The 23,651-nt window shown below is 63.6% G+C and carries 25 protein-coding genes; 18 read left to right on the forward strand and 7 right to left on the reverse strand.

Features of this window, described 5'->3' with window-relative positions; translation table 11 throughout:
- Nucleotides 1-199: 199 nt before the first annotated feature.
- Nucleotides 200-1,246 carry a methionine ABC transporter ATP-binding protein gene (locus K3F49_RS21580; protein WP_234682951.1) on the forward strand — a complete coding sequence of 349 codons (1,047 nt, stop codon included), beginning with the start codon at nucleotides 200-202 and terminating at the stop codon, nucleotides 1,244-1,246.
- The gene (locus K3F49_RS21585) at nucleotides 1,236-1,901 is read left to right on the forward strand and encodes a methionine ABC transporter permease (RefSeq protein WP_234682952.1); all 666 of its coding nucleotides are present in this window, start codon (nucleotides 1,236-1,238) and stop codon (nucleotides 1,899-1,901) included. Before K3F49_RS21580 ends, K3F49_RS21585 begins: the two co-directional genes overlap by 11 nt.
- A gap of 5 nt (nucleotides 1,902-1,906) precedes the next feature.
- Here the strand turns inward: K3F49_RS21585 and K3F49_RS21590 are convergent, their stop codons facing one another.
- Nucleotides 1,907-2,890, reverse strand: a complete 984-nt coding sequence (locus K3F49_RS21590; protein ID WP_234682953.1) for a helix-turn-helix domain-containing protein — start codon at nucleotides 2,888-2,890, stop codon at nucleotides 1,907-1,909.
- Between the two features lie 178 nt (nucleotides 2,891-3,068).
- Here K3F49_RS21590 and K3F49_RS21595 point away from each other — a divergent pair, with 178 nt between their 5' ends.
- The 4 genes from K3F49_RS21595 to K3F49_RS21610 all read left to right on the forward strand — a co-directional run bounded on the left by K3F49_RS21595 (nucleotide 3,069) and on the right by K3F49_RS21610 (nucleotide 7,679).
- Nucleotides 3,069-4,265, forward strand: coding sequence for a serine hydrolase domain-containing protein (locus K3F49_RS21595; protein WP_234682954.1), 1,197 nt, complete (start codon nucleotides 3,069-3,071; stop codon nucleotides 4,263-4,265).
- Nucleotides 4,266-4,280: 15 nt separating this feature from the next.
- Nucleotides 4,281-6,278, forward strand: coding sequence for a primary-amine oxidase (locus K3F49_RS21600; protein WP_234682955.1), 1,998 nt, complete (start codon nucleotides 4,281-4,283; stop codon nucleotides 6,276-6,278).
- A 79-nt stretch (nucleotides 6,279-6,357) separates the two neighbouring features.
- Complete coding sequence (locus tag K3F49_RS21605) at nucleotides 6,358-6,840, forward strand: alpha/beta fold hydrolase (protein ID WP_234682956.1); 483 nt, start codon at nucleotides 6,358-6,360, stop codon at nucleotides 6,838-6,840.
- Nucleotides 6,841-6,845: 5 nt separating this feature from the next.
- Nucleotides 6,846-7,679, forward strand: coding sequence for an adenylate/guanylate cyclase domain-containing protein (locus K3F49_RS21610; protein WP_234683019.1), 834 nt, complete (start codon nucleotides 6,846-6,848; stop codon nucleotides 7,677-7,679).
- A gap of 69 nt (nucleotides 7,680-7,748) precedes the next feature.
- On the opposite strand, the gene K3F49_RS21615 is transcribed toward K3F49_RS21610, so the two are convergent.
- Both K3F49_RS21615 and K3F49_RS21620 read right to left on the reverse strand, forming a co-directional pair.
- Nucleotides 7,749-8,141: a cupin domain-containing protein gene (locus K3F49_RS21615; RefSeq protein WP_234682957.1), complete on the reverse strand. Its 393-nt coding sequence runs from the start codon at nucleotides 8,139-8,141 to the stop codon at nucleotides 7,749-7,751.
- Between the two features lie 106 nt (nucleotides 8,142-8,247).
- On the reverse strand, nucleotides 8,248-8,787 hold the full coding sequence (locus K3F49_RS21620; protein ID WP_234682958.1) for a helix-turn-helix domain-containing protein: 540 nt from the start codon (nucleotides 8,785-8,787) through the stop codon (nucleotides 8,248-8,250).
- 200 nt (nucleotides 8,788-8,987) lie between these two features.
- On the opposite strand from K3F49_RS21620, the gene K3F49_RS21625 reads away from it, so the two are divergent.
- Nucleotides 8,988-9,803 (forward strand): hypothetical protein, encoded by an 816-nt coding sequence (locus K3F49_RS21625; RefSeq protein ID WP_234682959.1) that lies wholly within the window; start codon nucleotides 8,988-8,990, stop codon nucleotides 9,801-9,803.
- Here K3F49_RS21625 and K3F49_RS21630 read toward each other — a convergent pair.
- Genes K3F49_RS21630 through K3F49_RS21640 form a run of 3 tightly spaced genes read right to left on the reverse strand, consistent with a single transcriptional unit; the run spans nucleotide 9,800 to nucleotide 12,554 of the window.
- Entirely contained in the window at nucleotides 9,800-10,675 is an 876-nt protein-coding gene (locus tag K3F49_RS21630; RefSeq protein ID WP_234682960.1) for an SMP-30/gluconolactonase/LRE family protein, read from the reverse strand. The genes K3F49_RS21625 and K3F49_RS21630 overlap by 4 nt on opposite strands.
- Nucleotides 10,672-11,844: a M24 family metallopeptidase gene (locus tag K3F49_RS21635; protein WP_234682961.1), complete on the reverse strand. Its 1,173-nt coding sequence runs from the start codon at nucleotides 11,842-11,844 to the stop codon at nucleotides 10,672-10,674. Before K3F49_RS21635 ends, K3F49_RS21630 begins: the two co-directional genes overlap by 4 nt.
- A 50-nt stretch (nucleotides 11,845-11,894) precedes the next feature.
- Nucleotides 11,895-12,554, reverse strand: coding sequence for a GntR family transcriptional regulator (locus K3F49_RS21640; protein WP_234682962.1), 660 nt, complete (start codon nucleotides 12,552-12,554; stop codon nucleotides 11,895-11,897).
- 228 nt (nucleotides 12,555-12,782) lie between these two features.
- Here K3F49_RS21640 and K3F49_RS21645 point away from each other — a divergent pair, with 228 nt between their 5' ends.
- From K3F49_RS21645 to K3F49_RS39225, 8 genes are all read left to right on the forward strand, one after another.
- Nucleotides 12,783-13,802: a TRAP transporter substrate-binding protein gene (locus K3F49_RS21645; protein WP_234682963.1), complete on the forward strand. Its 1,020-nt coding sequence runs from the start codon at nucleotides 12,783-12,785 to the stop codon at nucleotides 13,800-13,802.
- Nucleotides 13,803-13,877: 75 nt separating this feature from the next.
- Nucleotides 13,878-14,387 (forward strand): TRAP transporter small permease, encoded by a 510-nt coding sequence (locus K3F49_RS21650; RefSeq protein ID WP_234682964.1) that lies wholly within the window; start codon nucleotides 13,878-13,880, stop codon nucleotides 14,385-14,387.
- The gene (locus tag K3F49_RS21655; protein ID WP_234682965.1) at nucleotides 14,387-15,667 is read left to right on the forward strand and encodes a TRAP transporter large permease; all 1,281 of its coding nucleotides are present in this window, start codon (nucleotides 14,387-14,389) and stop codon (nucleotides 15,665-15,667) included. Before K3F49_RS21650 ends, K3F49_RS21655 begins: the two co-directional genes overlap by 1 nt.
- 27 nt (nucleotides 15,668-15,694) lie before the next feature.
- The gene (locus K3F49_RS21660) at nucleotides 15,695-16,189 is read left to right on the forward strand and encodes a type II 3-dehydroquinate dehydratase (protein WP_234682966.1); all 495 of its coding nucleotides are present in this window, start codon (nucleotides 15,695-15,697) and stop codon (nucleotides 16,187-16,189) included.
- 15 nt (nucleotides 16,190-16,204) lie between these two features.
- Complete coding sequence (locus K3F49_RS21665) at nucleotides 16,205-16,861, forward strand: hypothetical protein (protein WP_234682967.1); 657 nt, start codon at nucleotides 16,205-16,207, stop codon at nucleotides 16,859-16,861.
- A complete protein-coding gene (locus tag K3F49_RS21670; protein ID WP_234682968.1) occupies nucleotides 16,861-17,679 on the forward strand; it encodes a sugar phosphate isomerase/epimerase family protein in 819 nt (272 codons plus the stop codon). Before K3F49_RS21665 ends, K3F49_RS21670 begins: the two co-directional genes overlap by 1 nt.
- Nucleotides 17,680-17,695: 16 nt before the next feature.
- Nucleotides 17,696-18,361, forward strand: a complete 666-nt coding sequence (locus tag K3F49_RS39220) for an FAD-dependent oxidoreductase (protein ID WP_276575405.1) — start codon at nucleotides 17,696-17,698, stop codon at nucleotides 18,359-18,361.
- Nucleotides 18,330-19,406 (forward strand): FAD-binding protein, encoded by a 1,077-nt coding sequence (locus K3F49_RS39225; protein ID WP_276575406.1) that lies wholly within the window; start codon nucleotides 18,330-18,332, stop codon nucleotides 19,404-19,406. Before K3F49_RS39220 ends, K3F49_RS39225 begins: the two co-directional genes overlap by 32 nt.
- Nucleotides 19,407-19,584: 178 nt before the next feature.
- Here K3F49_RS39225 and K3F49_RS21680 read toward each other — a convergent pair whose 3' ends face one another.
- Nucleotides 19,585-20,562: a LysR family transcriptional regulator gene (locus K3F49_RS21680; RefSeq protein ID WP_234682969.1), complete on the reverse strand. Its 978-nt coding sequence runs from the start codon at nucleotides 20,560-20,562 to the stop codon at nucleotides 19,585-19,587.
- 229 nt (nucleotides 20,563-20,791) lie between these two features.
- Between K3F49_RS21680 and K3F49_RS21685 the strand changes: the two genes are divergently transcribed.
- The 3 genes from K3F49_RS21685 to K3F49_RS21695 are packed head-to-tail and all read left to right on the forward strand — an operon-like array spanning nucleotide 20,792 to nucleotide 23,243.
- Entirely contained in the window at nucleotides 20,792-22,000 is a 1,209-nt protein-coding gene (locus tag K3F49_RS21685) for an ABC transporter substrate-binding protein (protein ID WP_234682970.1), read from the forward strand.
- Complete coding sequence (locus tag K3F49_RS21690; RefSeq protein ID WP_234682971.1) at nucleotides 21,976-22,725, forward strand: nitroreductase; 750 nt, start codon at nucleotides 21,976-21,978, stop codon at nucleotides 22,723-22,725. Before K3F49_RS21685 ends, K3F49_RS21690 begins: the two co-directional genes overlap by 25 nt.
- Nucleotides 22,704-23,243 (forward strand): 4-hydroxylaminobenzoate lyase, encoded by a 540-nt coding sequence (locus K3F49_RS21695; RefSeq protein WP_234682972.1) that lies wholly within the window; start codon nucleotides 22,704-22,706, stop codon nucleotides 23,241-23,243. Before K3F49_RS21690 ends, K3F49_RS21695 begins: the two co-directional genes overlap by 22 nt.
- Nucleotides 23,244-23,651 lie beyond the last annotated feature (408 nt).

Consider the following 23,651-nt stretch of genomic DNA (forward strand, 5'->3'; position numbering starts at 1 on the left):
GCTGCAGTGCAGCGTCGCCGTTGGGCGCCTGCGATTGTTCCACCCTCCGTCGCTTGCATAGCGGCCTGGTTCTCGTGCGCCTTTGCGGCGGGCGAGCTAAACATCGTGCATGAAAGCCGTTTCCATGAATGCGCACCCGTTGCTGGTGATCGGAGAGCCGGTCGAGATCCGAGGCGCAGCCCCGGCTGAGTCGCAGGCAATGGTCCGGTTTGAAAACATCTCGAAGACCTATCCGGCCTATCGCGGCAAGCCCGGCGTCAACGCGTTGCAAGGCATCGACTTCGCGATTGCGCGCGGTTCCATCACCGGCGTGATCGGCCGCTCCGGCGCCGGCAAGTCGAGCCTGGTCCGGCTGATCAACGGGCTGGAGAAGCCCAGCACGGGCCGCGTCGTCGTCGATAGCAAGGATATCTCGGCGCTTACGGGGCGGGACTTGCGGCTGGCGCAGCGGTCGATCGGCATGATCTTCCAGCACTTCAACCTGCTGTCGTCGCGCACCGCCGCGAACAACATTGCCCTGCCGCTGGAAATCGCAGGCTGGTCCAAGGCTGACATCAAGGGCCGGGTGACCGAGCTGCTCAACCTCGTCGGCATCGCCGACAAGCACGATCGGTACCCCTCGGAGCTCTCGGGCGGCCAGAAGCAGCGCGTCGGCATTGCCCGCGCGCTGGCGACGCGGCCGAGCGTGCTGTTGTCGGACGAGGCGACCTCCGCGCTCGATCCGCAGACCACGCGCGCGATCCTCGATCTGCTTGCCAACATCAATCGCGAGCTCGGGGTGACCATCGTTCTGATCACCCATGAAATGTCCGTCGTGCGCCAGCTCGCCAAGGAAGTGGTCGTGCTCGACGCCGGCCACGTCGTCGAGAGCGGCCACGTCGCCGATATCTTCACCCACCCGAAGCATCCGATCACGCAGTCCTTCCTGGCCGAAGTGACCGGCGACAGCCTGCCGGTCTCGCTGGCAAGCCGGATCGTGCAGGAGCAGGGCGGCCACGCCGTGATCCGCGTCCAGGTGCGCGGGGCAGGGGCCGGCGACACGCTGATCGCGCGGCTCGCCCGCGAGCTCGGGCTCGACGTCTCGCTGCTGTCGGCGCGCATCGACGAGATCGGCGGCCAGCATGTGGGATCGCTGGTGCTCGGCATTCCTCTTGGCGATTCTTGCGACGAGGCCGCGGCGACGCGCACGCTGGCCTGGCTGTCTCAATATCAATTCTCGGCGGAGCGTCTCGGCTATGTCGCCTGAACTCATCAACCTGATCGTCCAGGCTACCTTCGAGAGCCTGTACATGGTCGGCATCGCGGCGCTGCTCGGCACCGCCTTCGGCCTGCCGCTCGGCGTCTTCCTTGCGACCAGTCGGAAGGGCGAGCTGTTCGCGGCTCCGACCGTCAATCGCGTGCTCGGCATCGTGGTCAATGCGACGCGCTCGACGCCCTTCATCATTCTGGTCGTGGCCATCATCCCGTTCACGCGGCTGATTGCCGGTACCTCGATCGGCTCGACCGCAGCGATCGTGCCGTTGACGATTGCGTCGGCACCGTTCATCGCGCGCCTCGTCGAAGCCGCGATCCGCGAGGTCGATGGCGGCCTGATCGAGACTGCGTCGTCGTTCGGGGCCTCGCCGATGCAGATCGTGTTCAAGGTGCTGATCCCCGAGGCGCTGCCCGGCCTGTTACTGGCTTTGACGCTCGCGGTGGTCAGCTTGCTCGGCTATTCCGCCATGGTCGGCGCGGTCGGCGGCGGCGGACTTGGCGATCTCGGAATCCGCTACGGCTACCAGCGCTTCATGCCGGAGATGATGCTGGCCGTCGTGGTCGTGCTGATCGCCCTGGTGCAGCTGGTCCAGAGCGCCGGCGATTATCTGGCGCGCCGGGTCAATCGCCGGCTGCGGCAGCACTAAAAGCGTCAGGCCGCCAGCCTGGCGCGCCGCAGGGTCTCCGACGGCAGCTCGGAGAAGTGGCGCTTGTAGTCGAGTGAGAACTGGCTGAAGTGCCAGAAGCCGTGCTGCACGGCGATGTCATAGATCGACGTCTCAGCGCCGCGCTTCAGATCGCGCCGCGCGCGGTTCAACCGCATCGCGCGCCAATAATGCATCGGGCTGGTGCCCAAGACGTCCTGGAAGCAATAGCCGAGCTTGCGCGGGCTGGCGCCGACGGCCTTGCACACATCGAGCAACGACAGCGAGCGATCGCCGCTGCCATGCATCAGCGCGCGGGCGCGGTCGACGGTGCGCTTGCGCGCCACAGCGCTCCGGCCGGGATCGGCCGGTCGCGCCGTCGGCAGCATGTCCATGATCTCGACGAGGACGGCATCCTCCAGCGCTTGTCTCGCCGCAGGATCGTCGAAGCGCTGGGGCGTGCTCGCGATGGTCTCCTGGATCGCGGCCAGATGCGCGCGCAACCGCGCGACCGGCGCTTCTGACATTTCCATCGCCCGCAGCTGGTGCCAGACCGCGCGCGGCAGCTCGATGTCGAAATTGGCAGCCAGTTCCTCGATCAGCGCCGCGCTGGTGACGACACCGCGGAACTCGAACGCCTTCGGCGTGCACATGTCGATCTCGGCGTCGATGCACGCGATCACCTGGGTGCCTGCGACGCTGGCGCCGTTGCAATTGACCTCGCCGTCGCCCTGCCAGGGGAGCCCGATGCCAAAGCTGCCGACACCGAGTTGGCCGTATTGGCGGACCTGCTGGCTGGTGACCTCGCGGAATATTTCGACGCGGGGCAGCGAGAGCTGGGTGAAGCTTCCGGTAAATGCGCCAGCACTGATCTGGTCGTAGCTCAGCCGCCAACGGCCAAGCGCGGCGCAATGCTCATCCACATCCGTGCTGCTCGCCTGAAACAGGCTGCCAGCCGAGTCCAGAATCGGAAGAGTTGCGCTTAAGGCCATGACAGCATGTTAGATTTTTGTAGCCGAGCAACCAGCAAGAACCACGCCAGACTGGCACGGCTGTAGCACCTGTCCAGCAAAATATTGCCGGATCTCGATAACACCGGATGTGTCCTCTGTGCAGTGTTCTGCACCGCCATTCCCGGCATCGGAGCCGGGGTTCTGCGGAGGGATCGAGATGCGACCGACCGAGATCATGCGCGGCAGTCCGCCCGCGCCCGAGGCGCAGGTGACCCGCGCCAACTGGCGCAGTTTTCCCGCCATCCGCTGGGGCTTTACCCACACCCGCGAAGTGCTGCCGACCGCCGAAATCCGTCGCTCGGCACATCCGACGCCGATCGCGAGTGCGCCGCACGAACTGGCAAAACTCGGCTTCACCGCGCCCGACGGCAAGCCGACCACGATCGAGGCGATGCTACGCGAAACCTTTACCGATGCGCTGCTCGTAATGCATCGCGGCACGCTGATCCACGAATGGTACGGCGACGGCATGAGCGTGACCACGCCGCATCTGATCTGTTCGATCAGCAAGGCCGTTGCGGGCACGCTCGGCGGCGTGCTGGCCGCGCGCGGCCTAGTTGATCCCGAGGCGAGGGTCGTCCGCTACGTGCCGGAGCTCGAGACCTCGGTCTATGGGTCCTGCACGGTTCGCAATCTCCTCGACATGGCCGTCGCTATCCAATTCGAGGAAGATTACGAGGACCCCGCCGGCGACGTTGCGCGCTATCGCTTCTCATCCGGCTGGGACGTGCCGCCGCCCGGCGTCGAGCCCGGTCATCAGCGCGCCTATCTCGCCACGCTCCGCGGCACCGGCAAGCCGCATGGCAAGGTGTTCCACTACGTTTCCACCAACACCGAGGTGCTCGGCTGGGTCTATGAGCGCGCCTGCGGCATGCCCTACCATCGCATCCTCACCGACTATCTCTGGCAGCCCTTGGGGGCCGAGGAGGATGGCTCGCTCACGCTCGACAGCCACGGCATGGGCCGCCTCGCGGGCGGTATCTCCGTCACCGCGCGCGACCTGCTGCGCTTCGGCGAGATGATGCGCAATCGCGGCGTGGTGGAGGGACGGCAGGTCGTGCCGGGTTGGTGGATCGACGACATCCGCGAGAACGGCGACCCCAAGGCCTGGGCTGACGGCGACCTCGCCGAGTTCTTCCCGGGCGCGCGCTATCGCAGCAAATGGTTCACGATCGATCCGGCGCGCAACGCGCTCACCGCGATCGGCATCCACGGCCAGCACCTCTATGTCGATCTCGACTCGGACACCGTCATCGTCAAGCTCGCGACGCAGCCCAAGGCGATGGACGTACCCGTCGACCAACGCTGGTTCGCGGCCTTCCGTGCCATCACGACACATCTGGCCCCGCGCTGACATCTGGACATCATCATGCTCGATACCGTCAAAGCCAAATCGCAGGCACAGACCGCGACACCGCATCCGCTCGATCCGCTGACGGCGGAAGAGATCACCGCTGCCTGCACGCTGGTTCGTACGGCCTCAGCCTCGCCGGAGATTTGTCGCTTCCCAACGGTGCGGCTGGAAGAGCCGACCAAGCAGGAGCTGGCCGCGGGTGGCGTGCCGCGTCGTGCATTCGCGCTGACGCTCGATGTCGCGACAGGAGAGGCGATCGAGCACATCGTCGATCTCGCCCGCAACGAGATCGTCGCTCGAAAAGTCATTCCAAACCGGGAGGCGCCCTATGGGCAGCCGTCGGTGATGCTGGAGGAAATCATCAAGTGCGAGGCCATGGTCAAGGCCGATCCCGGCTGGCGAAATGCGATGTACAGGCGTGGCCTCACCGACAAGGACATCGAGCTGGTCCAGGTCGATCCTTTCTCCTCGGGCTTCTTCGATTTCGAGTACGAGCGCGGCGCGCGCATCGTCCGCGCTGTCAGCTTCTTTCGTGAGCATCTCCAGGACAACGGCTATGCTCATCCGATCGAGGGCGTGGTCGCGGTCGTCGACCTGATAAGCGGCAAAGTGCTCGACCTCACCGATGGGGACCCGATCGTGCCGATCCCGCGCAAGAAGCGGAATTATGGCGCGCATGAAGTCACCAATACGCGGACCGACATCAAGCCGCTGCATATCGAGCAGCCCGAGGGCGCGAGCTTCAAGGTCGATGGCTGGAAGGTCGACTGGCAGAAATGGAGTTTTCGCGTTGGCTTCACGCCGCGTGAGGGGCTGGTGCTGCATCAGATCGCCTATCAGGACGGCGAGCGGAAGCGCTCGCTGATCCATCGCGCCAGCGTCACCGAGATGGTGGTGCCTTACGCCGATCCGACCGCGAACCATTTCTGGAAGTCGGCGTTCGATGCCGGCGAATACGGGCTCGGCATGCTCGCCAATGCGCTCGAGCTCGGCTGCGACTGCCTTGGCAACATCCATTATTTCGACGTGCCGGCCGCCGACAACAATGGAAAACCCTTCGTCATGCAGAACGCCATCTGCATGCATGAAGAAGACTACGGAATTGCCTGGAAACACTACGAATTCCGCAACGGCCTGTTCGAGGTGCGGCGCTCGCGGCGGCTCGTGATCTCGTTCTTCGCCACCGTCGGCAATTACGATTACGGCTTCTACTGGTACCTCTACCAGGACGGCACGATCCAGCTCGAGACCAAGCTCACCGGCATCATCCAGACCGCCGCCATGCAATCCGGCGAGAAGTACAAATGGGGTGGCATGGTCGACGACAATCTCGGCGGCCCCACGCACCAGCATTTCTTCAACGTGCGCCTGCACATGGATCTCGACGGCGGCGGCAACACCGTCAGCGAGCACGATTTCGTGCCGCGACCCTGGGGCCACGACAATCCGCACGGCAACGCCTTCGACACAACCACGCGGGTTCTCTCACGCGAGCGCGACGCCGCTGCCATTGCCAATGGCGAGACCGGCCGGTTCTGGAAGATCAGCAACCCCAACGAGACCAATTCGGTCGGCAATGCGCCCGCCTACAAGCTGGTCGTCAACCCGAGCCCGCTGATGCTGGCACAGGAGGGCAGCTATGTGCGCAAGCGCGGCGGCTTTGCGACCAGGCACGTCTGGGTGACGGCCTTCGACAAGGAAGAGAAATACGCCAGCGGCGACTATCCCAACAACCATGCCGGCGGCGACGGCTTGCCGCGCTACGCCGCGCAGAACCGCAACATCGAGAACACGGATATCGTAGTGTGGCACTCCTTCGGCCACACCCACATCTGCAAGCCCGAGGATTTTCCGATCATGCCGGTCGAATATGCCGGCTTCACGCTGAAGCCGACCGGCTTCTTCGCGGCCAATGCCGCCGGCGACATCCCGCCGGAGCGCAACAGCCGCAGCGTGCTGGCCGGCGAGCCAAACAGCGCCGGCGGCGGAGGGGCGTGCTGCCACAAGAGCTAGGACCTCCGACCGCTCGGTAGGGGCTTGCTCAAGTACAAGCAGGAGCGCAACATCCACGACGATCGTGGAGAGGCGTCCGATGAGCGATTTCGAATTGCCTGTGACCCGCTACGCGCTAAGTGGCGAGCTGAACATCGCATATCAAAAGATCGGTGAAGGACCTATCGATCTCATTATCGTCCCCGGCATGGTGTCACACGTCGAGTTCATGCATGAAGGCCCGGGATACACGGCCTCGTTGCGGCGTCTGTCTCATTTTGCCCGAGTCGTCACCTTTGACAAGCGAGGCCAGGGCCTGTCCGACAGAATGGGGGACGCTCCTTCGCTTGAGCAGCGGATGGACGACGTCCGAGCCATCATGGATGAAATCGGCTCGCCGCGTGCGGCCCTGATGGGTATCTCCGAGGGTTCGGCAATGAGCATCCTATTTGCCGCAACATACCCCGATCGTGTCTCTCATCTCATCTTGTACGCCGGCTTTGCGAGTTCACCTGCCCAAAAGATCGCGAATTACGCAGCGCTCGTGTCTGAACGCGCAACGCTTGGGGGACCGGGACGTTGATCAAGATGATCAATCCTAGCCAGGCACATAATCCGGAGGCGGTGAAGCATTTTGCCAAGTTTGAAAGGTTGTCGGCGAGCCCGGGGGCGTTCAAGTCTTTTTCGTTGCTGAATGCCGCTATCGATGTCGAACCCGTATTGCCGGCGGTGCGGGTACCGACGTTGGTCCTTCATCGTGCGACAGACACCTTGATACCAGTTCAGGCTGGCCGCCATCTCGCAAGGCAGATCCCCGACGCCAAATATATCGAGTACCCGGACGGCGATCACTTACTGGGATATGGTGATGTCGACACTCTGCTGGGAGACATCGAAGAGTTCATCACGGGCAGCCGCGAAATCTTGTCGCGTGAAAATGAGCGCGTTCTGGCGACGGTGCTTTTTACTGATATCGTCGACTCCACGCGCAACGCCGCAAATATGGGCGACCTGAAATGGAGACAGGTCCTGGATCGGCATGATCAGCTGGCGAAAGAAATCGTCCAGCAGCATCGCGGTATGTTCATAAAATGCACCGGTGATGGCATCCTGGCGACATTCGACGGTCCCGGTCGCGCGGTTCGTTGCGCGCTAGCTTTCAGCGCCTCTTCGAAGCAACTTGGATTGGCAGTCCGGGCGGGTCTTCACACAGGTGAGATCGAGATCAGAGGCCACGACATCGGCGGGATTGCCGTGCACGCGGCAGCGCGAGTCATGGGGCATTCAAACGCTGACGAGGTTCTCGTCTCAAGGGTGGTCACCGATCTGGTGGCCGGCGCGGGCTTGAGCTTCGCGGATCGCGGCTCGCACGAATTCAAGGGCCTTCCGGGCCGATGGGACATCTTCGCCGCCAGCCTATGATGCCGACCGCAGGAGCCCTTGTCCATGGATCTGGGCGCGTCGGCAGCAGAGTTGACCCGCTGATCGCCGCTAGGCAGCTGGCGGATAGTAGAGAAACTCGATCATCAGGCAGCCATCGCGGCTAAAAAACGGTCCATGCTCGATATGGGCGGGCCTCACGGCATAGGTCCCGGCCGCCAGGACTCGTGTTTCCTGTGACGCGGTGCCGATCGACAACGTACCCGAAACCAGAAAGACCTCCTCGCACCAATCATGCGAGACCGGCTGGCCCACACAGGCGCCGGCAGCCCAGCGCGACAGCCGCGTGACCGCGCCGGTCCGGCTGGGGTGATCGAAGCGGCCGGACAGGACCTTCTCCTCGACCCCGACATAGCTGGGGACGGCGCGCCATCCCTCATCGGCCAGGGCGTTGAAAAACTCCCGGTGGTCCTTCATGAACCGACCGAAGGCGGGCTCCGCCATGCGATCATCTCCCGCGCCGACATTGACACGGGTGCGAGCTTACAGCAGGCGACGGGCGTTTCCCACATGGACCAGCAGAGCAGGCAGTCCCGCAAGGGTAGTGCGTTCACTCCGTCATCAGCTCGGCGTCGCTGGACGCCGGGCCGGCAACGAGACTGTCGAGATCGACCAGAAACAGATCCGCCATGTGGATGAGCTGGTGGAGAGGAATGCTGATCTCACCGTTCTCGGCGCGTGAGACAAACTCGGGCGAGACACCGACGAGGTTGGCAATCTGGGCCTCGGTATAGCCACGCGCCTCGCGCGCGCCCTTGACCTGGGCGCCAATATGCCGCCGGTGCAGGGCCTGTTCTTCCTCGGTCATCATGAGGGCCTGCTCATCCGCGCTCGCGACGCCATCGGCGAACGCAATGCCGAGCAGCCGGCGCTTCTGCCAGGCCACGCGGCAGGTCTTTCGCAAGCCGTCGGCAAAGACCAGCGTGGCCTCTTTCGGAAACGACAGCGACCAGTCGAGCTTCAGCCGCGCGCCGGTGCCGGAGACATCAACGATGGTGCAGGGAATGCTCACCGTGCCCCTGGCGCCGTCGAATTCGATGATCCCGGTCCTGGCCGTCGATTGCCTGGTCGCAGCGCGTAATTCGCTCATGGACGTCGCCCCCGGATGCCCAGCACCTGCTGAAAATCTGCAGCCGATTTTACCTCCCGGGTTCCCCGCGCTCAATCGAACCCGCAAGCCATGGTGAAGGATTCGTTCTCGGCGGAGCAGGGCGGGCCGCCGGGCATGAACCTTCCAGCCCGGCAACGCCACCAAGACGGGAGATCGCCCTTCGCCATCCGGACATCGCAATGAGATCGCTCGCCTTGCTCTGCCTGCTCGCCTTCGCCACCCCCGCACACGCGGCGTCCTCCGAGCAGCATTATCTCGATCTGCGCGACCGCTACATCGCCAAATTCTCGAAGGCCAAGGAGAGCGACGAGACCTTCAAGCAGCACGATGCCGCGCTCAACGAGCTGACCGGGGTGCTGCGCGGCCTGGTCGGTCCCGTCACGATCAAGGGGCTGCCGGCCGACGGCAAGTCGAACGCCGACACGCTGTTCAAAGGCGACAGCGGCTTTGGACATCTCGACGGACTCGGCTTCGCCACGGAGGGCGACAAGCAGCAGGCCGTGGTGACCACGACATCGCTGCTCAAGCACTGGCTGCGCGAGCACGGCAAGGACGGCATGCCGCAGGAGATCGACGCGGCGTTCAGGTCGGACCGCTTCTACTATCAGGCGATCCAGGACTCAGCCTTCGCCAAATATGCGAAGCTGCCGATCACAAAACCCGCATCTGCAAGCGTCGCGGTGGCCGTGCTCGGCGTTCGCGGCAATGGCGATTTGAAGGGCCCGCCGCACGAGATCGACGTGATCGCGATCCAGGGCGACAAGGTGTTCTTCCTCGCCGCAAGCGACGCCGTGAAGACGGCCGAGATCCCGGCTTGCGAAAACATCTGGAAGCAGATGATGGCCAAGAAGGTCCCGCAGGATTCCATGGCGAAGGAAGATCAGGCGATGGACGCCTACACCAAATGCTTCGCCAGGGAGGCGCCGAGCCAGAGCTGGTTCGCGGGAGCGATCAAGAAGGCGCAGAGCCAGCTGGAGCAGCTGCCGCTGCGCTAACCGACCAGGAAACGGTGTTCGGGCAGGCCCTGTGCGACGCCGTGAATGGCGAGGAGATGGCCGGCCATGGGCTCGCGACCGAGCTGCTGCTGATCGAGGAATTTCCGAGCCGTCGTCACGTACAGCGTCTTGAGATCGCTGCCTCCGAAACACAGGCACGTCGGATTGGTCACAGGGACAGGAATGACCGTGTCGATCGTTCCGTCCGGCCGGTAGCGCACCACCCGGCCGCCCGAGAAGAACGCCGTCCACAGCCCGCCGGCAACATCGACGCAGGCGCCGTCGGGCCGCTGCTGCGAGGCGCTGTAATCAGCAAACAGGCGTCTGTTTCGGATCACGCCGTCATCGAGATCGAAGTCGAACGCCCATGTGCGGTATCGCCGCGTGTCCGTGAAATAGAGCGTGCGATTGTCGGGCGAGAAGGCGATCCCGTTGGTCACGATGACGTCGTCGAAGATGCGCGCCACCTGTCCGTCTCCGGTCACGCGATAGAGCGCGCCGTTCGGGCGATGCAGCTGGTTGTCCATGGTGCCGATCCACAGGCGGCCACGGGCGTCGACGCGGCCGTCGTTGAGGCGGTTGTCGAGGCCGTGTTCGACTGCGATGACGGTCTGGCGATGGTGGAGGGTCAAATCCTTCGCGAGCAGGTGGGAGCCGTCGGCCGTCAGGGCCTGGCTGCCGAGGAATTGGCAATCGTAGGAGGTGACGTGATGGACGCCCGTCGCCGGGTCGAAGGATTGATGCAGCCTTCCGTCGATATCGACCCACCACAGCTTGCAGGAACGGTCGCACCACAACGGGGTCTCGCCGAGAATATCCGCGCTGGCGACGGCGGTCTCGACCCTGTACGCGGGGAGAGAGTTCACGGTCATGCCGGAATCCGGTTCCAGCCGCGCGCGTCGTCACCAAAGGCCTGATAGCCGTCCGGAGTCACGGCGATGGTGTCTTCGAGCTTGATGAAGCCTCGTCGCGGATGCGGCAGCGTCGTCTCAATCGAGATGACCATGCCGGCCTCCAGCGGCGCGTTGGCGTCGTCGGCCGGATAGGGAATCGGGCCGCTCGCGGTCAGACGCGGTGCTTCGTGGCTGACGATGCCCATGCCGTGGGCGACGAAATGCATCTGCTTGCCGTGAGGGGACCGCGCCAGCGCTTCCGTGGCGGCGACATAGATCTCGCTGCCGGTGAGCCCCGCGCGGATCGGCGCACGCGCCGCCTGTTGAATCAGGTCAATCTCGTCGAGCAGATCGACAAGCTCGCCGTCCGGCTCCCCGTGCACGGCCATCCGGCAGAGATCGCCGATATAGCCCCTGTAGTTTCCGCCTGAGTCCAGCGAGACGATATCGCCGGGCGCGAGGCGCTGGTCGGACGGCGCGCGGTTGAGGCTCGTTCCCATCGTCACCAGCGCGTATTCAAAGATCATGTCGCGCGACCGCTCCGCGTGGCGCAGATGATCGATGATCTCGCGCTTGCTCTGTCCGGCGCGGGTACGGCTGGCCGCGTCCATCATGGATGCGACCACGCGCTCGGACGCCTCGCGGAGAATCTCCAGCTCAGCCGGTGTCTTGATCGACCGCAGTTTCTCCAGCGGCCGCATCGCCTCAACGAGCCGGCAATCGGATCGCTCCCGGCGCAGCACATCCGCCGCATCGGCCGGCAGGAAAGAAAGCTCCGCGCCGATGCGAAGCGCAGGCATGGCGATGGCCTTGATATGCTTGAGCGCGAGCGTCATCGCCTCGACAGAGGTCGACGATCCGAACACGGCGGGCGGCATCCAATAGCCGGCGCTGGTCCGATTCTGGACGCTGTCCCGCTCGTTGCGGTTGGCGATATAGGCCGACTTGTCCAGTGCGCCCGTCACATAGACGAAGATCGGGAGATACCGGCTGATGCCGATCGCTTCCATGTATTCGAACTGGAAATGATAGTAGCCGCCGAGAAGGTACTGGATGTTGTGCTTCGACGTCACGATCAGGACGTCGATGCCAAAATCATCGAGCAAGCCGTCGAGCCTGGCCGTGGAGAATGGAATGTTGGCGTGCATTGATCGTTCTTCTACGTCGACGATTTGATCTTGCGGGGCAGGCGAGGCGATCAGGCGTCCTTCCAGGAGGACAACGCATGCGCGACGCAGCCGCTGATGTGCTCGCTGAGGACCGTTCTCGCGCCCTTGATGTCTCGTTTCAGAGCGCATTCCAGCAGCGCCTTGTGCTGGTTGATCGTCTCCGTGCCGCGATAGCGCAGCGCGTAGCGGAAATATTTGTCGAACACGACGGCGTGCGTGTGCATCAACTCGCGTGAGCCGCAGCTCGAAATCAGGGCCTGGTGGAATTCACCGTCGTAGCGCTTGCGCAGCTCGGGATCGTCGCCCGCCTTGAGGACGGTGCGTTCAGTCGCCGCCAGCTTGTGATGCGCCGAGACCACGCGGCCTTCCCACTCGACATCACCGGCGCGGAACGACTCGGCCATCGCATGATGCTCGAGCAGGATACGGAGATCAGCGAGCTCGCGCAGGTTCTGGATCGAGATCGGCGCCACCTCGAAGCCGCGCTGGCCTTCGGCCACCACGAAACCTTCTGACGTCAGTCGATTGAGGATCTCACGCAGCGTCGAGATGCTGACGCCGTAGTCTTCCTTCATGGCATCGAGCTTAAGACGCCCCGAAGGCGTCAGCACGCCGAAAATGATGTCGGAGCGGATGCGCTGATAGCCGCTGTCGCCCGCCGACAAGGGCCGTTCCTCGAGTGCCGTCATGCCTTCTGATCCCGCTTGTCCGGATCGCCGGCTGCCCTTCGGGCAGGCGAACCATCAATGTTGCCAGCACTATAGCAGAATCCAAACATCAGACGTCCAACAAAATCTCATATGAAATTGATAATGTCGTTTGACATGAAAATATATGTATGATGTGTAAATAAACTGAGGGCACGGAAAACAAGCGCATAAGCCGCCGTTCCTGCCCCAGGGAACAGGGAGGAAACGATGAGCTTGTGGGTACGGACGCTGTCTGCGACGGCGATCTGCGTGGCGCTGACGGTCGGCGCATCCGCCGCTGATGACATTCAGGAGCGGACGATCAGGTGGGGACACCTGAACAACACCGATCACCCCGTCAGCTTTGGCGTACAGAAGTTCGCCGAGATCCTGTCGGCGAAGAGCGGGGGCAAGATGAAGGTCCGCGAGTTCGCGGCCTCACAGCTCGGCAACGAGCTGCAGCAGCAGTCCGCGCTGCGCGGCGGCACCCAGGAGATGCTGTCCGCCTCGACGACATCGCTCGCCACCGTCATTCCCGAATTCGGCCTCGTCGATTTCCCGTTCCTGTTCAACACGACCGAGCAGGCCGATGCGCTCGCGACCGGCAAATTCGGCAAGGCGATGCTCGATACCTTGCCGTCGAAGGGCCTGATCGGTCTCGGCTATTGGGGCCTCGGCTTCCGCAACGTCACCAACAGCACTCGTCCCATCACCAAGCTCGAGGATTTCAGCGGCCTCAAGCTCCGCGTGATTCCGAACCCGGTCTATCTCGAGACCTTCGGGGCCTTCAAAGCCAACCCGGTACCGATGGCCTTCGGCGAGCTCTACTCGGCGCTGGAGACCCGCACCGTCGACGGCGAAGAGAATCCCTACACGGTCATTCTCTCCAACAAGTTCTATGAAGTGCAGAAATACGTCTCCGCCACCAATCACACCTTCACGCTCAACATCATTCTGGTGAGCAAGGCGTTCTGGGACAAGCTGTCGCCGACCGAGCAGCGCCTGATGCACGAAGCCTATGAAGAGAGCCGCGGCTACCAGAAGGAGCAGACGCGCCTTCAGACCGACAAGGCGCTGACGGAATTGCAGGCCAAGGGCATGCAGTACAATGCGATCGCGCCTGAGGAGACCGAGCGCATGCGCAAGACGTCGCTGCCGGTCGCGGACAAGATCTCTGCCAGCTTCCGTCCCGAGACGGTGAAGCTCTTCAACGACGAAGTCGAGCGTATCCGCAAGGACGTGAAGTAGCGGACCTCTTCATCACGCAGGCGGCTGGGCCGGCCCTTGGCCGGCTCAAAGCCCTCTTTGGTTTGGACACCACGCATGGCGCGAGTTCTCGACCTCTATTGCTCATTCTTGAAGGCCGTCATTGCCGCATGTCTTGCGGTCATGGTGGTGCTGGTCTTCGGCAACGTCGTCCTTCGTTACGGCTTCAACTCCGGAATCACGATTTCGGAGGAGCTGTCGCGCTGGTTGCTGGTCTGGCTGAGTTTCCTCGGCGCGATCGTCGCGCTGCGCGAGCATGCCCATCTCGGCGTCGATACCCTGGTCCGGATGCTGCCGCCTTTCGGCAAGCGCATCTGTTTCGTCATCAACTATTGCCTGATGCTGTTTGCCGACTGGCTTCTGCTCTCCGGCAGCTGGCGCCAGACCATCATCAACATCGACGACCGCGCGCCCGCCACCGGTTTGTCGCTCGGAATCTTTTACGCCGTCGGCGTGGTCTTCGGCGTCTCGGCCGGCGTGATCCTGCTCTACGACCTCGTCCGGGTGCTGACCGGGCAGGCCAGCGAAGCCGACATGGTCGCCGTCAAGGAATCGGAAGAGCACTGATGACGATCGCAGTTTTCACCTTCTCGCTGCTCGGCGCCATGGCGCTGGGCATGCCGATCGCCTTTGCGCTCATCGTCTGCGGCGTGGCCTTGATGAGCACGATCGACATGTTCGACGCCCAGATCGTGGCGCAGAACGTCATCAATGGCGCGGACAGCTTTCCGCTGATGGCCATTCCGTTCTTCATGCTTGCCGGCGAGGTCATGAACAAGGGCGGCCTGGCCAAGCGCATCGTCAACGTCGCGCTCGTGGCCGTCGGGCATTTTCGCGGCGGACTTGGTTACGTCACGATCCTGGCGTCCTGCATTCTCGCCTCGCTCTCGGGCTCGGCCGCGGCCGATGCCGCCGCGCTCGCGGCGCTGCTGGTGCCGATGATGGTGGCGGCCGGACACAAGAAATCCTATGCGGCGGGTCTGGTCGCGGCCGGCGGCATCATCGCCCCCGTGATTCCGCCCAGCATCGGCTTCGTCATCTTCGGCGTCGCTGCAGGCGTCTCGATCTCGAAACTGTTTCTGGCGGGCATCGTCCCCGGGCTGCTGCTCGGGGCAGGGCTCTGCCTGGCCTGGGCGTGGGTGGTGCGGCAGGAGAACCTGACGCCGCCGCCGCGGGCCTCCTTGTCCGAGATCGTGAAGGCCGTCATCGACGGATTCTGGGCTTTGATGCTTCCGGTCATCATCGTGGTCGGCCTGCGGTTCGGCATCTTCACGCCGACGGAGGCGGCGGTCGTCGTCGCGGTCTATTCGCTGTTCGTGGCAACCTGCATCTATCGCGAACTCAAGCTGTCGCAGCTCTACGACGTGTTCGTCTCCTCCGCCGTGACGACGAGCATCGTGATGTTCCTGGTTGCGGCGGCGCTGGTATCCTCCTGGCTCATCACGGTCTCGGAGATCTCCGCGCAGGTCGTCCATCTCTTGCAACCCTTCATGGGCAACAACACACTGCTGATGCTCGCAATCATGGTCGTGGTGGTGATCGTCGGCACCGCGCTCGACATGACGCCGACGATCCTGATCCTGACGCCGATCCTGATGCCGATCGTCAAGGCCGCGCACATCGATCCCGTCTATTTCGGCGTGCTCTTCATCATCAACAATGCCATCGGCCTGATCAAGCCGCCGGTCGGAATCGTGCTCAACGTCGTCTGTGGCGTCTCCAGGATCAGCATGGAGGACATCATCAAGGGCGTCTGGCCCTTCATGATCGCGCAACTGATCGTCCTGTTCGCGATGGTCCTATTCCCCGGACTGGTGACGGTCCCGGCGAAATGGTTCGGCGGCTAGTCACATCGAAAACAACGGAGCAGGGCAATGGCCGCGAAAATCATGATCCTCAACGGGCCCAATCTCAATTTCCTCGGCATCCGGGAGCCGCATATCTACGGCCGGACGACGCTGCAGGAGATCGAGGCGAGCTGCCAGGCGCTGGCCGACCAGCTCGGCGTCTCGATCTCGTTCCACCAATCCAACATGGAGGGCGAGCTCGTCGGCCTGATCCAGTCCGCCCATGGCAAGGCGGACGCGATTATCATCAACCCGGCCGCCTATTCCTTCACCTCGATCGCACTGATCGATGCGCTGAAGATATTTGAAGGCGTGAAGATCGAGCTGCATATCTCCAACATCCATGCGCGCGACGAGCTTCACCGCCACTCGATCACGTCGAGCGCCTGCACGGCCGTCATTTGCGGCCTGGGCCCATACGGCTATCTCGTCGCGATGCTGGCGGCCGTCCAAAAGCTCGGAGAATTGCCTGCAACGATCCCACCGGCTCTTCACGGGCTGGCGGCCGCAGGCAGGGCGTAAAGAACGGAGGGCGTGATGCGCGGATCGGGATTTCTCGCCATCTGGAGCGACGTCGCGGCGCAGGACCTGACGGATTACCGGCACTGGCTGACGCGCGAGCACACCACCGAGCGCGTCACGACCAAGGGCTTTCTGGCATCGCGCGTGTTTCGCGCGGCGCGGGACGATCTCAATCGCTTCTTCATCCTGTACGAGCTGGACGCGCCCGAGGTCCTCGATGGCGAGGCCTATCTGGCGCGCCTCAACGCGCCGACGCCGTGGTCGCAGCATATCATGCCAAGGCTCGGCAACTTCATGCGGGGCGGAGGCACCATGGTGGCGCGGGCAGGGCGGGGCGAAGGAGCCACGATCATCGCGCTTAGGATCGAGAATTTGCCCGAGACTCCTCAAAAATTGGCCGAGGCGCTCGTTGCATGCGACGGCATCGCCGCCGTGCAGATCGGAGCAACCGACGAGGCACGGACATCGGTGCCAACGACCGAAAAGGGTATGCGGAAGGAGGAGGGTTTCTTCTCGGGCCTTCTGTTGATCGAGGCGCTCGACCTGACCTCGTTGCAGGCCGCTCTGCAGCGGGCCCGCACGATTGCGCCTGACGTTCTCGGCCGGGCGAGCGAGCCGGAGATCTATCAAGCCATGTTTACGCTCGATGCCCGCATCGCGGATTTCGGCTGATGGCAGGTTTCTCGCTCGCCGCCCTGACCGTGCTCGAGCTTGCGCCGCCCGAGATGATCGAGCTGGCGGCCCGCTGCGGCTACGAGAAAGTCGGGCTGAGGCTGCTGCCGGCAACGCCGTGCGGAATTGCCTATCGCCTGATGGACGATGCATCGCTGCTGCGGGAGACGCTGGCGCGGCTGCAGGCGACGGGCGTGACCGTTGCCGATCTGGAGGTCGTGGCGTTCAGGCCGGAAACGGAGGTCACGTCCTTCACGCCCTTCTTCGAGGCGGGCGCGCGTCTCGGCGCCAGGCATATCCTCGTTGCCGCCTACGATCCGGATCTGGTCCGGTTTTCCGATCGTTACCGGCAGTTTTGCGAAGCGGCCGCAACGTATGGACTGACGTCCGATCTCGAATTCATGCCCTGGACCAGCGTTCCGGACCTCAAGACAGCGGTCCGGATCGTCGCCGATGTCGATCATCCCTCTGCCGGCATTCTGGTCGATGCGCTGCATTTCGATCGGTCGCAAAGCTCGCTTGCGGATCTCCGCACCATCCCGGCGCGCCGGCTTCACTACTGGCAGCTCTGCGACGGCCCGGCCGAACGTCCGGCCACGACGGAGCAGCTCATCCATGCCGCACGCGAGGAACGCATGTTTCCGGGCGAGGGCGGCATAGACCTTGTTGGCCTGACGAGAGCGATGCCGGACGACCTCACCATCAGCATCGAGGTTCCGACCGTTCAACTGGCGAAGACCGTCGATGCCGCAACGCGGGCGCGGCGAGCGCTCGCGGCGGGCAAGGCCGTGGTCGAGAGGGCGCGCGCGAATTCCTGAGGGAAGGGTGCTCCGGATGCCGCAAGACGATCGCTCCTTTGATGTCGAGACCGACCTGCTGGTCGTCGGCGCCGGTGCGGCCGGCATGACAGCCGCGTTGGTCGCAGCCCTCGAAGGGCTCGATGTCATCCTTTGCGAAAAGTCGGACATGGTGGGCGGCACGACCGCAACCTCCGCCGGGACCGTCTGGATTCCGGGCAACCGGGAGGGACAGCGCGCGGGCACGCCTGATACTGTCGAGGCCGCGCGCATTTATCTCGCCGCGATGCTCGGCGCGCAGGCGACGGACGAACGGCTGGACATGTTCCTAGAGGCAGGCCCGATCGTTCTCGATTATCTCGCGCAGCGGACGAGCGTGCAGTTCGCCGCGCCGCCGGTCCATCCCGACTACAAGAACTTGCCGGGCGCCGCCATCGGCGGTCGAGCGCTCGGTGCCGTGCCGTTCGACGGCCGCAAGCTCGGTGACGACTTTGACCGTATCAGGCCGCCGCGCCGGGAGTTCATGGTTCTCGGCGGCATGATGGTCGGAAAGACGGACATTCCGCCTTTGCTGGCGCCCTTCCGCAGCTGGACGCACTTCAAGCACGTCATTGGCCTTCTCACGCGCCATGCGCTGGATCGGCTGAGCTACAAGCGCGGCACACCTGATCATGGGCAATGCACTTGTCGCCAGACTGTTTGACAGTGTCCGTCGCGCCGGCGTCGGCTTGCGATTTGAGACGGCGCTTCGCGAGATCATCCGCCAAGGCGACGACATCGTCGGGGCCGTCCTGTCGTCTCCGAGCGGAGAGGTGGCCATCCGCGTCCGCAAGGGCGTGGTTCTGGCGACAGGCGGCATCGGCTGGAGCCGTGACCTTCGCGAACGGCTATTCCCGGACGCCGCGCGGCGCCTCTCGCTTGCGCCGCCGTCCAACACCGGAGACGGCATCCTCGCGGCCGAGCGCATCGACGCCGTGATCGAGCGCGATCTCGAAAGCCCGGCCTTGTGGATGCCGAGCTCGGTGATGACGCAAGCCGACGGTCATGTCTCGGTCTTCCCGCACATCATGCTCGACCGGGCCAAGCCGGGACTGCTGGCCGTGGACAAATCGGGACGCCGCTTCGTCAATGAAGCCGATTCCTATCACGACTTCGTCGCAGCGATGTTGGCTACGTCAACGACACCGGCTTTCCTGATCTGCGATCGCAGCTTCATCGTTGATTTTGGCCTCGGGCTGGTTCACCCGGGAACCAGGAATTTGAGAGGCTTCCTTGAGGCCGGATATCTGGTGGAAGGCGAAACCATCGAGGCGTTGGCCCGCAAGATCGACGTGGATGCCGAGCAGCTTGCGCAAACAATCGCGCGATACAACGGCTTTGCGGCAACAGGTCTCGACGAAGACTTCGGCCGAGGCTCAAGCGAACTGAACCGGTTCAATGGCGGTCCCAGGGGCAAACCTAATCCTTGTCTACGGCGGATCGGGTCAGGACCTTATTATGCGGTGGCCGTCTGGCCCTCGGACCTTGCCAGCAGCGCCGGCTTGCGCACAGATTCATGCGGCCGGGTCTTGTCTCGCGACGGGAAGCGTTTGTCCGGGCTGTACGCAGTCGGCACGGATGCATCTTCGATCTTCCGCGGCACTTACCCGGGACCCGGCACGATGATCGGCCCGGCGATCGTCTTTGGCTGGTGCGCCGCGATGGACGCGGCGGGAACGCTACGCAGATTTCTCGATCCGCCTCGTTGAAGTGCGCTGCCGCAGTCCCCTCGGACATGCTGATTTGTTCGCAAATCATTCCGACACGGAATTAGTGCTCGGGCCGCACTCGTCCAATGTAGTCCGCAAATCAACAAGAGAATCGTCGGCCACGACCGATGGCCGCGCCGAGTAGTTCGCGACGGCCATCTTGCCGAGAGCGTTCCAGCTAGCGTCCGCGCCTCAGGTCTTCGGTGGCGCGCCTGAGGATGTCGTGAATCCAATCGTGCGACGGCTCGCCCTCGATGCGTTCGTGCCACAACAGCCGGACCTCGACCGGGGTCGTGGCGTAAGGCAGCTCATACGTTGTGATCGCATGCGCGCGTGCGAACGCCCGCGCCAATGGCCGCGGAACGATGGCCGCCAAATCCGAGTCCGCGAGGAGGGCGGGCAGGGCCAGAAAATGCGGTAACGAAACAGCTATTCGCGGCGGCCGGTCGCTTTCGGACAATGCCTTTTCGAGTGCGGCGCGGTCGTACATTTCCGATCGCCTGGCGAGGCCGCGTTCGGAGATGAATCCGCCGATCGCCCCCTCCTGCTCGCCGCCGAAGGAGACAACGACCAGAGGCATGCGCGCCAGAGCCGCGTTGTCGATCCGGCCGAGCTTGCGCTTTCCGCCCACGATCAGCACGTCGTCATATTCGAACAGCAGCGACGTCCGGAATCGGCTCGGCGGATCCGAGAAGACGCCGATCGCAACGTCGATGCGACCAAGGTCGATCTGCTCGGCGAGGTCGATCCGTGTCACCGGCTTGATGATCAGGTCGATCGCCGGCGCTTCCAGCCTCAGTATCTTCAGGAGCGGTGAGGCCAGCACCATCGTAGTGAAGTCGTTGGCGGCCAGGGTGAATTGCCTGGTGGAGGCCGCCGGAACGAAGCTCGGCAGCTCGACCGCCGCTTCGAGCGATCGCAGCGCTTCACGAACCTGCGGCGCCATCGTCAATGCGCGCGCGGTCGGCTGCATGCCGGTCGCCGTGCGCACGAATAGATCGTCCTCCAGCATCTCACGCAGCCGGGCAAGCGAATGGCTGACGGCGGATTGACTGAGGGCAACCCGCTGGCTTGCCCGCAGCACGCTTCGCTCCTCCATGACGGCGTCGAAGACCTTGAGCAGGTTCAGGTCCAGGGTCTTGAAGGAAACAGCCACGAGCAGAACACCGTCGCAGGCGGATCGCGCGCCTGTTTGCGTACCTGCGATCTTGTCCAGTTAAGGCCAACCACGCGGCCGACGCAACCGAGCAAGGTGCCCGGACCGCGATGCCGGGCCGCTCGGGTCACCAACCTGAAGGCGCTTCAGGATCACTCTGCAAGAGTTTCACTTCCGCAATTGCGCGATCCCGTCATGATCCCGGCGCCGGATTTGGAGGAGACGGACTATGACATCCCGCGGGATATCGATCGGAGCTTTCGGAGTTGCACTGGCGCTGTTGACGGCACCGGCCATTGCGCAGGACGGTCCCGTGAAGCTTGGCGTCCTGACCGACATGTCCTCGCTCTACGCCGACAACGGCGGCCAGGGCTCGGTGGTCGCGGCGCAGATGGCCGTCGACGACTTCAACGGTCAGGTGCTCGGGCGTCCGATCCAGATCGTCGCAGGAGACCACCAGAACAAGGCCGACGTGGGAGCGACCATCGCCCGGCGATGGCTCGACAACGAAAATGTCGAGGTCATTCTCGACGTGCCGAACTCTGCCGTCGCACTGGCGGTGCAGGGCATCACGCGCGACAAGAAGAAGCTGTTCCTCGCCACCGGCGCAGCCACGTCCCGCCTGACTGGCGACGAATGCTCGCCGACCGGGATCCACTGGACCTACGACACCTACGCGCTGTCGCAGGGAACGACGAAGGCGATGTCGCGTCTCGGCGCAAAATCCTGGTACTTCATTTCGGTCGACTACTCCCTCGGGGCCCAGCTCGAAGCCGACAGCCGCAAGGTCATCGACGCCATGGGTGGCAAGGTGGCTGGAGCAGCCAAGCATCCGATCAACACGCCGGATTTTTCCTCCTTCCTGCTCCAGGCGCAGTCGTCGAAGGCGGACGTGATCGCGCTTGCCGATTCCGGCGGCGACTTCATTAACGCGGTCAAGCAGGCCGGCGAGTTCGGCGTTACGGAGCGGCAGAAGCTTGTCGGGCTGCTCGTCTTCATTGCCGACATTCACAGCCTCGGACTCCAGAGCGCCCAGGGCCTGATGCTGAGCTCTGCGTTCTATTGGGACCTCAACGAGGACACGCGCGCGTGGTCGAAGCGCTTCATCGCGAAGACCCAGAAAGTCCCGACCATGATCCATGCCGGCACGTATGGCGCGGTGAAGCACTACCTCAAGGCAGTACAGGCGGCCGGCACGCTGGATGGGCCAACCGTCGCGGCTACGATGCGCGCAACACCCGTGAACGATTTCATGACCGGAAACGGTCGGATCCGCGACGACGGCCGGCTGGTCCGCGACATGTATCTGTTTCGCGTCAAGGCCCCCGAGCAATCCAAATACAAGTTCGACTATTACGAGCTGCTGGCGACGATACCGGGAGAGGAAGCTTTCCGGCCGATGGAGCAGGGCGGATGTCCGTTCCTGAAGAAGCCATGATCGGCGGTATCGACGAGATCATCGCGGGTCGTTTTGCATGCCGCGACTTCTCGGGCGCACCGGTCGGGCGAGGGACCATCGAGCAGATTCTTCGCGTGGCGCGGTTTGCGCCGAGCGGCGCCAACATCCAGCCCTGGCGCGTCTACGTCCTGGCGGGCGCCGCCAAGGAGCGCGTGTCGGCGGCGCTGCGCGCGGCGCACGAAACGGCCCGCGACGAGCATGTCTCGGAGTACAGCTACTACGCCAGCGACCTGCCCGAACCCTATTTGCAGCGACGACAGGCGTTCGGCCGGTTGTTCTACGGCTCGCTCGGCATCGCCCAAACCGATACCGAGGCCAGGAGCACGCAAACCGCCAGGAATTATGCGTTCTTTGGCGCTCCTGTCGGGCTGATCGTCACCATCGACCGGCGCCTGCAGGTCGGGAGCTGGCTCGACCTCGGCATGTTCGTCCAGAACGTGCTGCTGGCTGCGGCAGGCCATGGGCTTCAGTCCTGTCCGCAGGAAACGTTCTCGCGATATCACCGCATCCTGCGCCCGCTGCTGTCGATCCCGGCGGAGCAAATGGTGGTGTGTGGCATCTCGATCGGCCGCGCCAGGGACGGAGCCCGGGGCAGGCTGATGCCGCGCGCGGACATCGCGGAGTTCGCCTCGTTTGCGGGGTTCGAAGACCAGTGTGCAACCGAACTAGAAAGGACACGGCCATGGGAAGCCGAGAGGACCTGATTCAGAGCAGCATTCCGTTTCTGCGCGAGGTCAAGGATATGACACCCGGCGCGGAGATGGAGCGGTGGCTCAACGAGAGATACGGCGAAGACAGCCCGCTCTACCAGGACCTGGCCCGCCTGATAAAACGCGGCGTCGAGGAAGGCTGGGCAGCGAACCAGGAGGTCGACGGCCCGAACTACCGGCGCAGCCGCATCCTGGAGCCGACGCCGGACACGTTCCAGTTCAGCATCACGGCCGTCTACATGAACAGCACCGATCCACGCCGCTTCAAGGACGAGGACGACCACGACGTGCTGCGCGGGCAATATCACGGCCACCCCTATGGGGAACTGAACCTGGTCGTGCCCCTGGACAAGGGCGCCGAGCTGAAGGGGCTGCAGGGCTGGCAGGGACCCGGCTGGACGGCGCCCGATCCCGGCAGCCGACACTATCCCGAGGTCCGCGGCGGCGCGGTCATCGCCCTGTTCTATCTGCCCGCCGGACGCATCTCTTACGACTTCGCAGCGCCGTCCTGATCGCCGGCCGGACGATCTCGCGGGACGCCATTCGCGGGCACCATCCGTTTCGAAGCACGCACACCCGAGGCCGCGCGGCGACGATGCGTCGCGATGGCCGCGGCCTGCGAGGTGGGCCTTGACCGGAGAGGAGGCATTTCAGCGATCCGACGGCAAGCCGCACCCTGATCGGGGTCAGCCATATCCGTAATTCGCATAAGGTATATTATGGAATATAGTTATATACAATCAGATCAAATATTTAGATCAAGCTCCTGCCACAGCGCCTTCGCTCAAGGCTCATTTCCGACCTGGCCGTCGGTCGTCGTCTCAGCTCATGACGGCTACTGTGCATGGGGTTGTTTTCGCCTTTTTGAATCCAGCCTCTCTGCCGAAAGCCGATATTGCCGCGACCTTGTCCGGCTGCAA

It is taken from the genome of Bradyrhizobium monzae, assembly GCF_021458635.1.
GTDB lineage: Bacteria > Pseudomonadota > Alphaproteobacteria > Rhizobiales > Xanthobacteraceae > Bradyrhizobium.

Coding starts and splice junctions, on each gene's coding strand:
- K3F49_RS21580 (WP_234682951.1), top strand. CDS start 200: ATGGTCCGGTTTGAAAACATCTCGAAGACCTATCCGGCCTATCGCGGC.
- K3F49_RS21585 (WP_234682952.1), top strand. CDS start 1,236: ATGTCGCCTGAACTCATCAACCTGATCGTCCAGGCTACCTTCGAGAGC.
- K3F49_RS21590 (WP_234682953.1), bottom strand. CDS start 2,890: ATGGCCTTAAGCGCAACTCTTCCGATTCTGGACTCGGCTGGCAGCCTG.
- K3F49_RS21595 (WP_234682954.1), top strand. CDS start 3,069: ATGCGACCGACCGAGATCATGCGCGGCAGTCCGCCCGCGCCCGAGGCG.
- K3F49_RS21600 (WP_234682955.1), top strand. CDS start 4,281: ATGCTCGATACCGTCAAAGCCAAATCGCAGGCACAGACCGCGACACCG.
- K3F49_RS21605 (WP_234682956.1), top strand. CDS start 6,358: ATGAGCGATTTCGAATTGCCTGTGACCCGCTACGCGCTAAGTGGCGAG.
- K3F49_RS21610 (WP_234683019.1), top strand. CDS start 6,846: ATGATCAATCCTAGCCAGGCACATAATCCGGAGGCGGTGAAGCATTTT.
- K3F49_RS21615 (WP_234682957.1), bottom strand. CDS start 8,141: ATGGCGGAGCCCGCCTTCGGTCGGTTCATGAAGGACCACCGGGAGTTT.
- K3F49_RS21620 (WP_234682958.1), bottom strand. CDS start 8,787: ATGAGCGAATTACGCGCTGCGACCAGGCAATCGACGGCCAGGACCGGG.
- K3F49_RS21625 (WP_234682959.1), top strand. CDS start 8,988: ATGAGATCGCTCGCCTTGCTCTGCCTGCTCGCCTTCGCCACCCCCGCA.
- K3F49_RS21630 (WP_234682960.1), bottom strand. CDS start 10,675: ATGACCGTGAACTCTCTCCCCGCGTACAGGGTCGAGACCGCCGTCGCC.
- K3F49_RS21635 (WP_234682961.1), bottom strand. CDS start 11,844: ATGCACGCCAACATTCCATTCTCCACGGCCAGGCTCGACGGCTTGCTC.
- K3F49_RS21640 (WP_234682962.1), bottom strand. CDS start 12,554: ATGACGGCACTCGAGGAACGGCCCTTGTCGGCGGGCGACAGCGGCTAT.
- K3F49_RS21645 (WP_234682963.1), top strand. CDS start 12,783: ATGAGCTTGTGGGTACGGACGCTGTCTGCGACGGCGATCTGCGTGGCG.
- K3F49_RS21650 (WP_234682964.1), top strand. CDS start 13,878: ATGGCGCGAGTTCTCGACCTCTATTGCTCATTCTTGAAGGCCGTCATT.
- K3F49_RS21655 (WP_234682965.1), top strand. CDS start 14,387: ATGACGATCGCAGTTTTCACCTTCTCGCTGCTCGGCGCCATGGCGCTG.
- K3F49_RS21660 (WP_234682966.1), top strand. CDS start 15,695: ATGGCCGCGAAAATCATGATCCTCAACGGGCCCAATCTCAATTTCCTC.
- K3F49_RS21665 (WP_234682967.1), top strand. CDS start 16,205: ATGCGCGGATCGGGATTTCTCGCCATCTGGAGCGACGTCGCGGCGCAG.
- K3F49_RS21670 (WP_234682968.1), top strand. CDS start 16,861: ATGGCAGGTTTCTCGCTCGCCGCCCTGACCGTGCTCGAGCTTGCGCCG.
- K3F49_RS39220 (WP_276575405.1), top strand. CDS start 17,696: ATGCCGCAAGACGATCGCTCCTTTGATGTCGAGACCGACCTGCTGGTC.
- K3F49_RS39225 (WP_276575406.1), top strand. CDS start 18,330: ATGGGCAATGCACTTGTCGCCAGACTGTTTGACAGTGTCCGTCGCGCC.
- K3F49_RS21685 (WP_234682970.1), top strand. CDS start 20,792: ATGACATCCCGCGGGATATCGATCGGAGCTTTCGGAGTTGCACTGGCG.
- K3F49_RS21690 (WP_234682971.1), top strand. CDS start 21,976: ATGTCCGTTCCTGAAGAAGCCATGATCGGCGGTATCGACGAGATCATC.
- K3F49_RS21695 (WP_234682972.1), top strand. CDS start 22,704: ATGGGAAGCCGAGAGGACCTGATTCAGAGCAGCATTCCGTTTCTGCGC.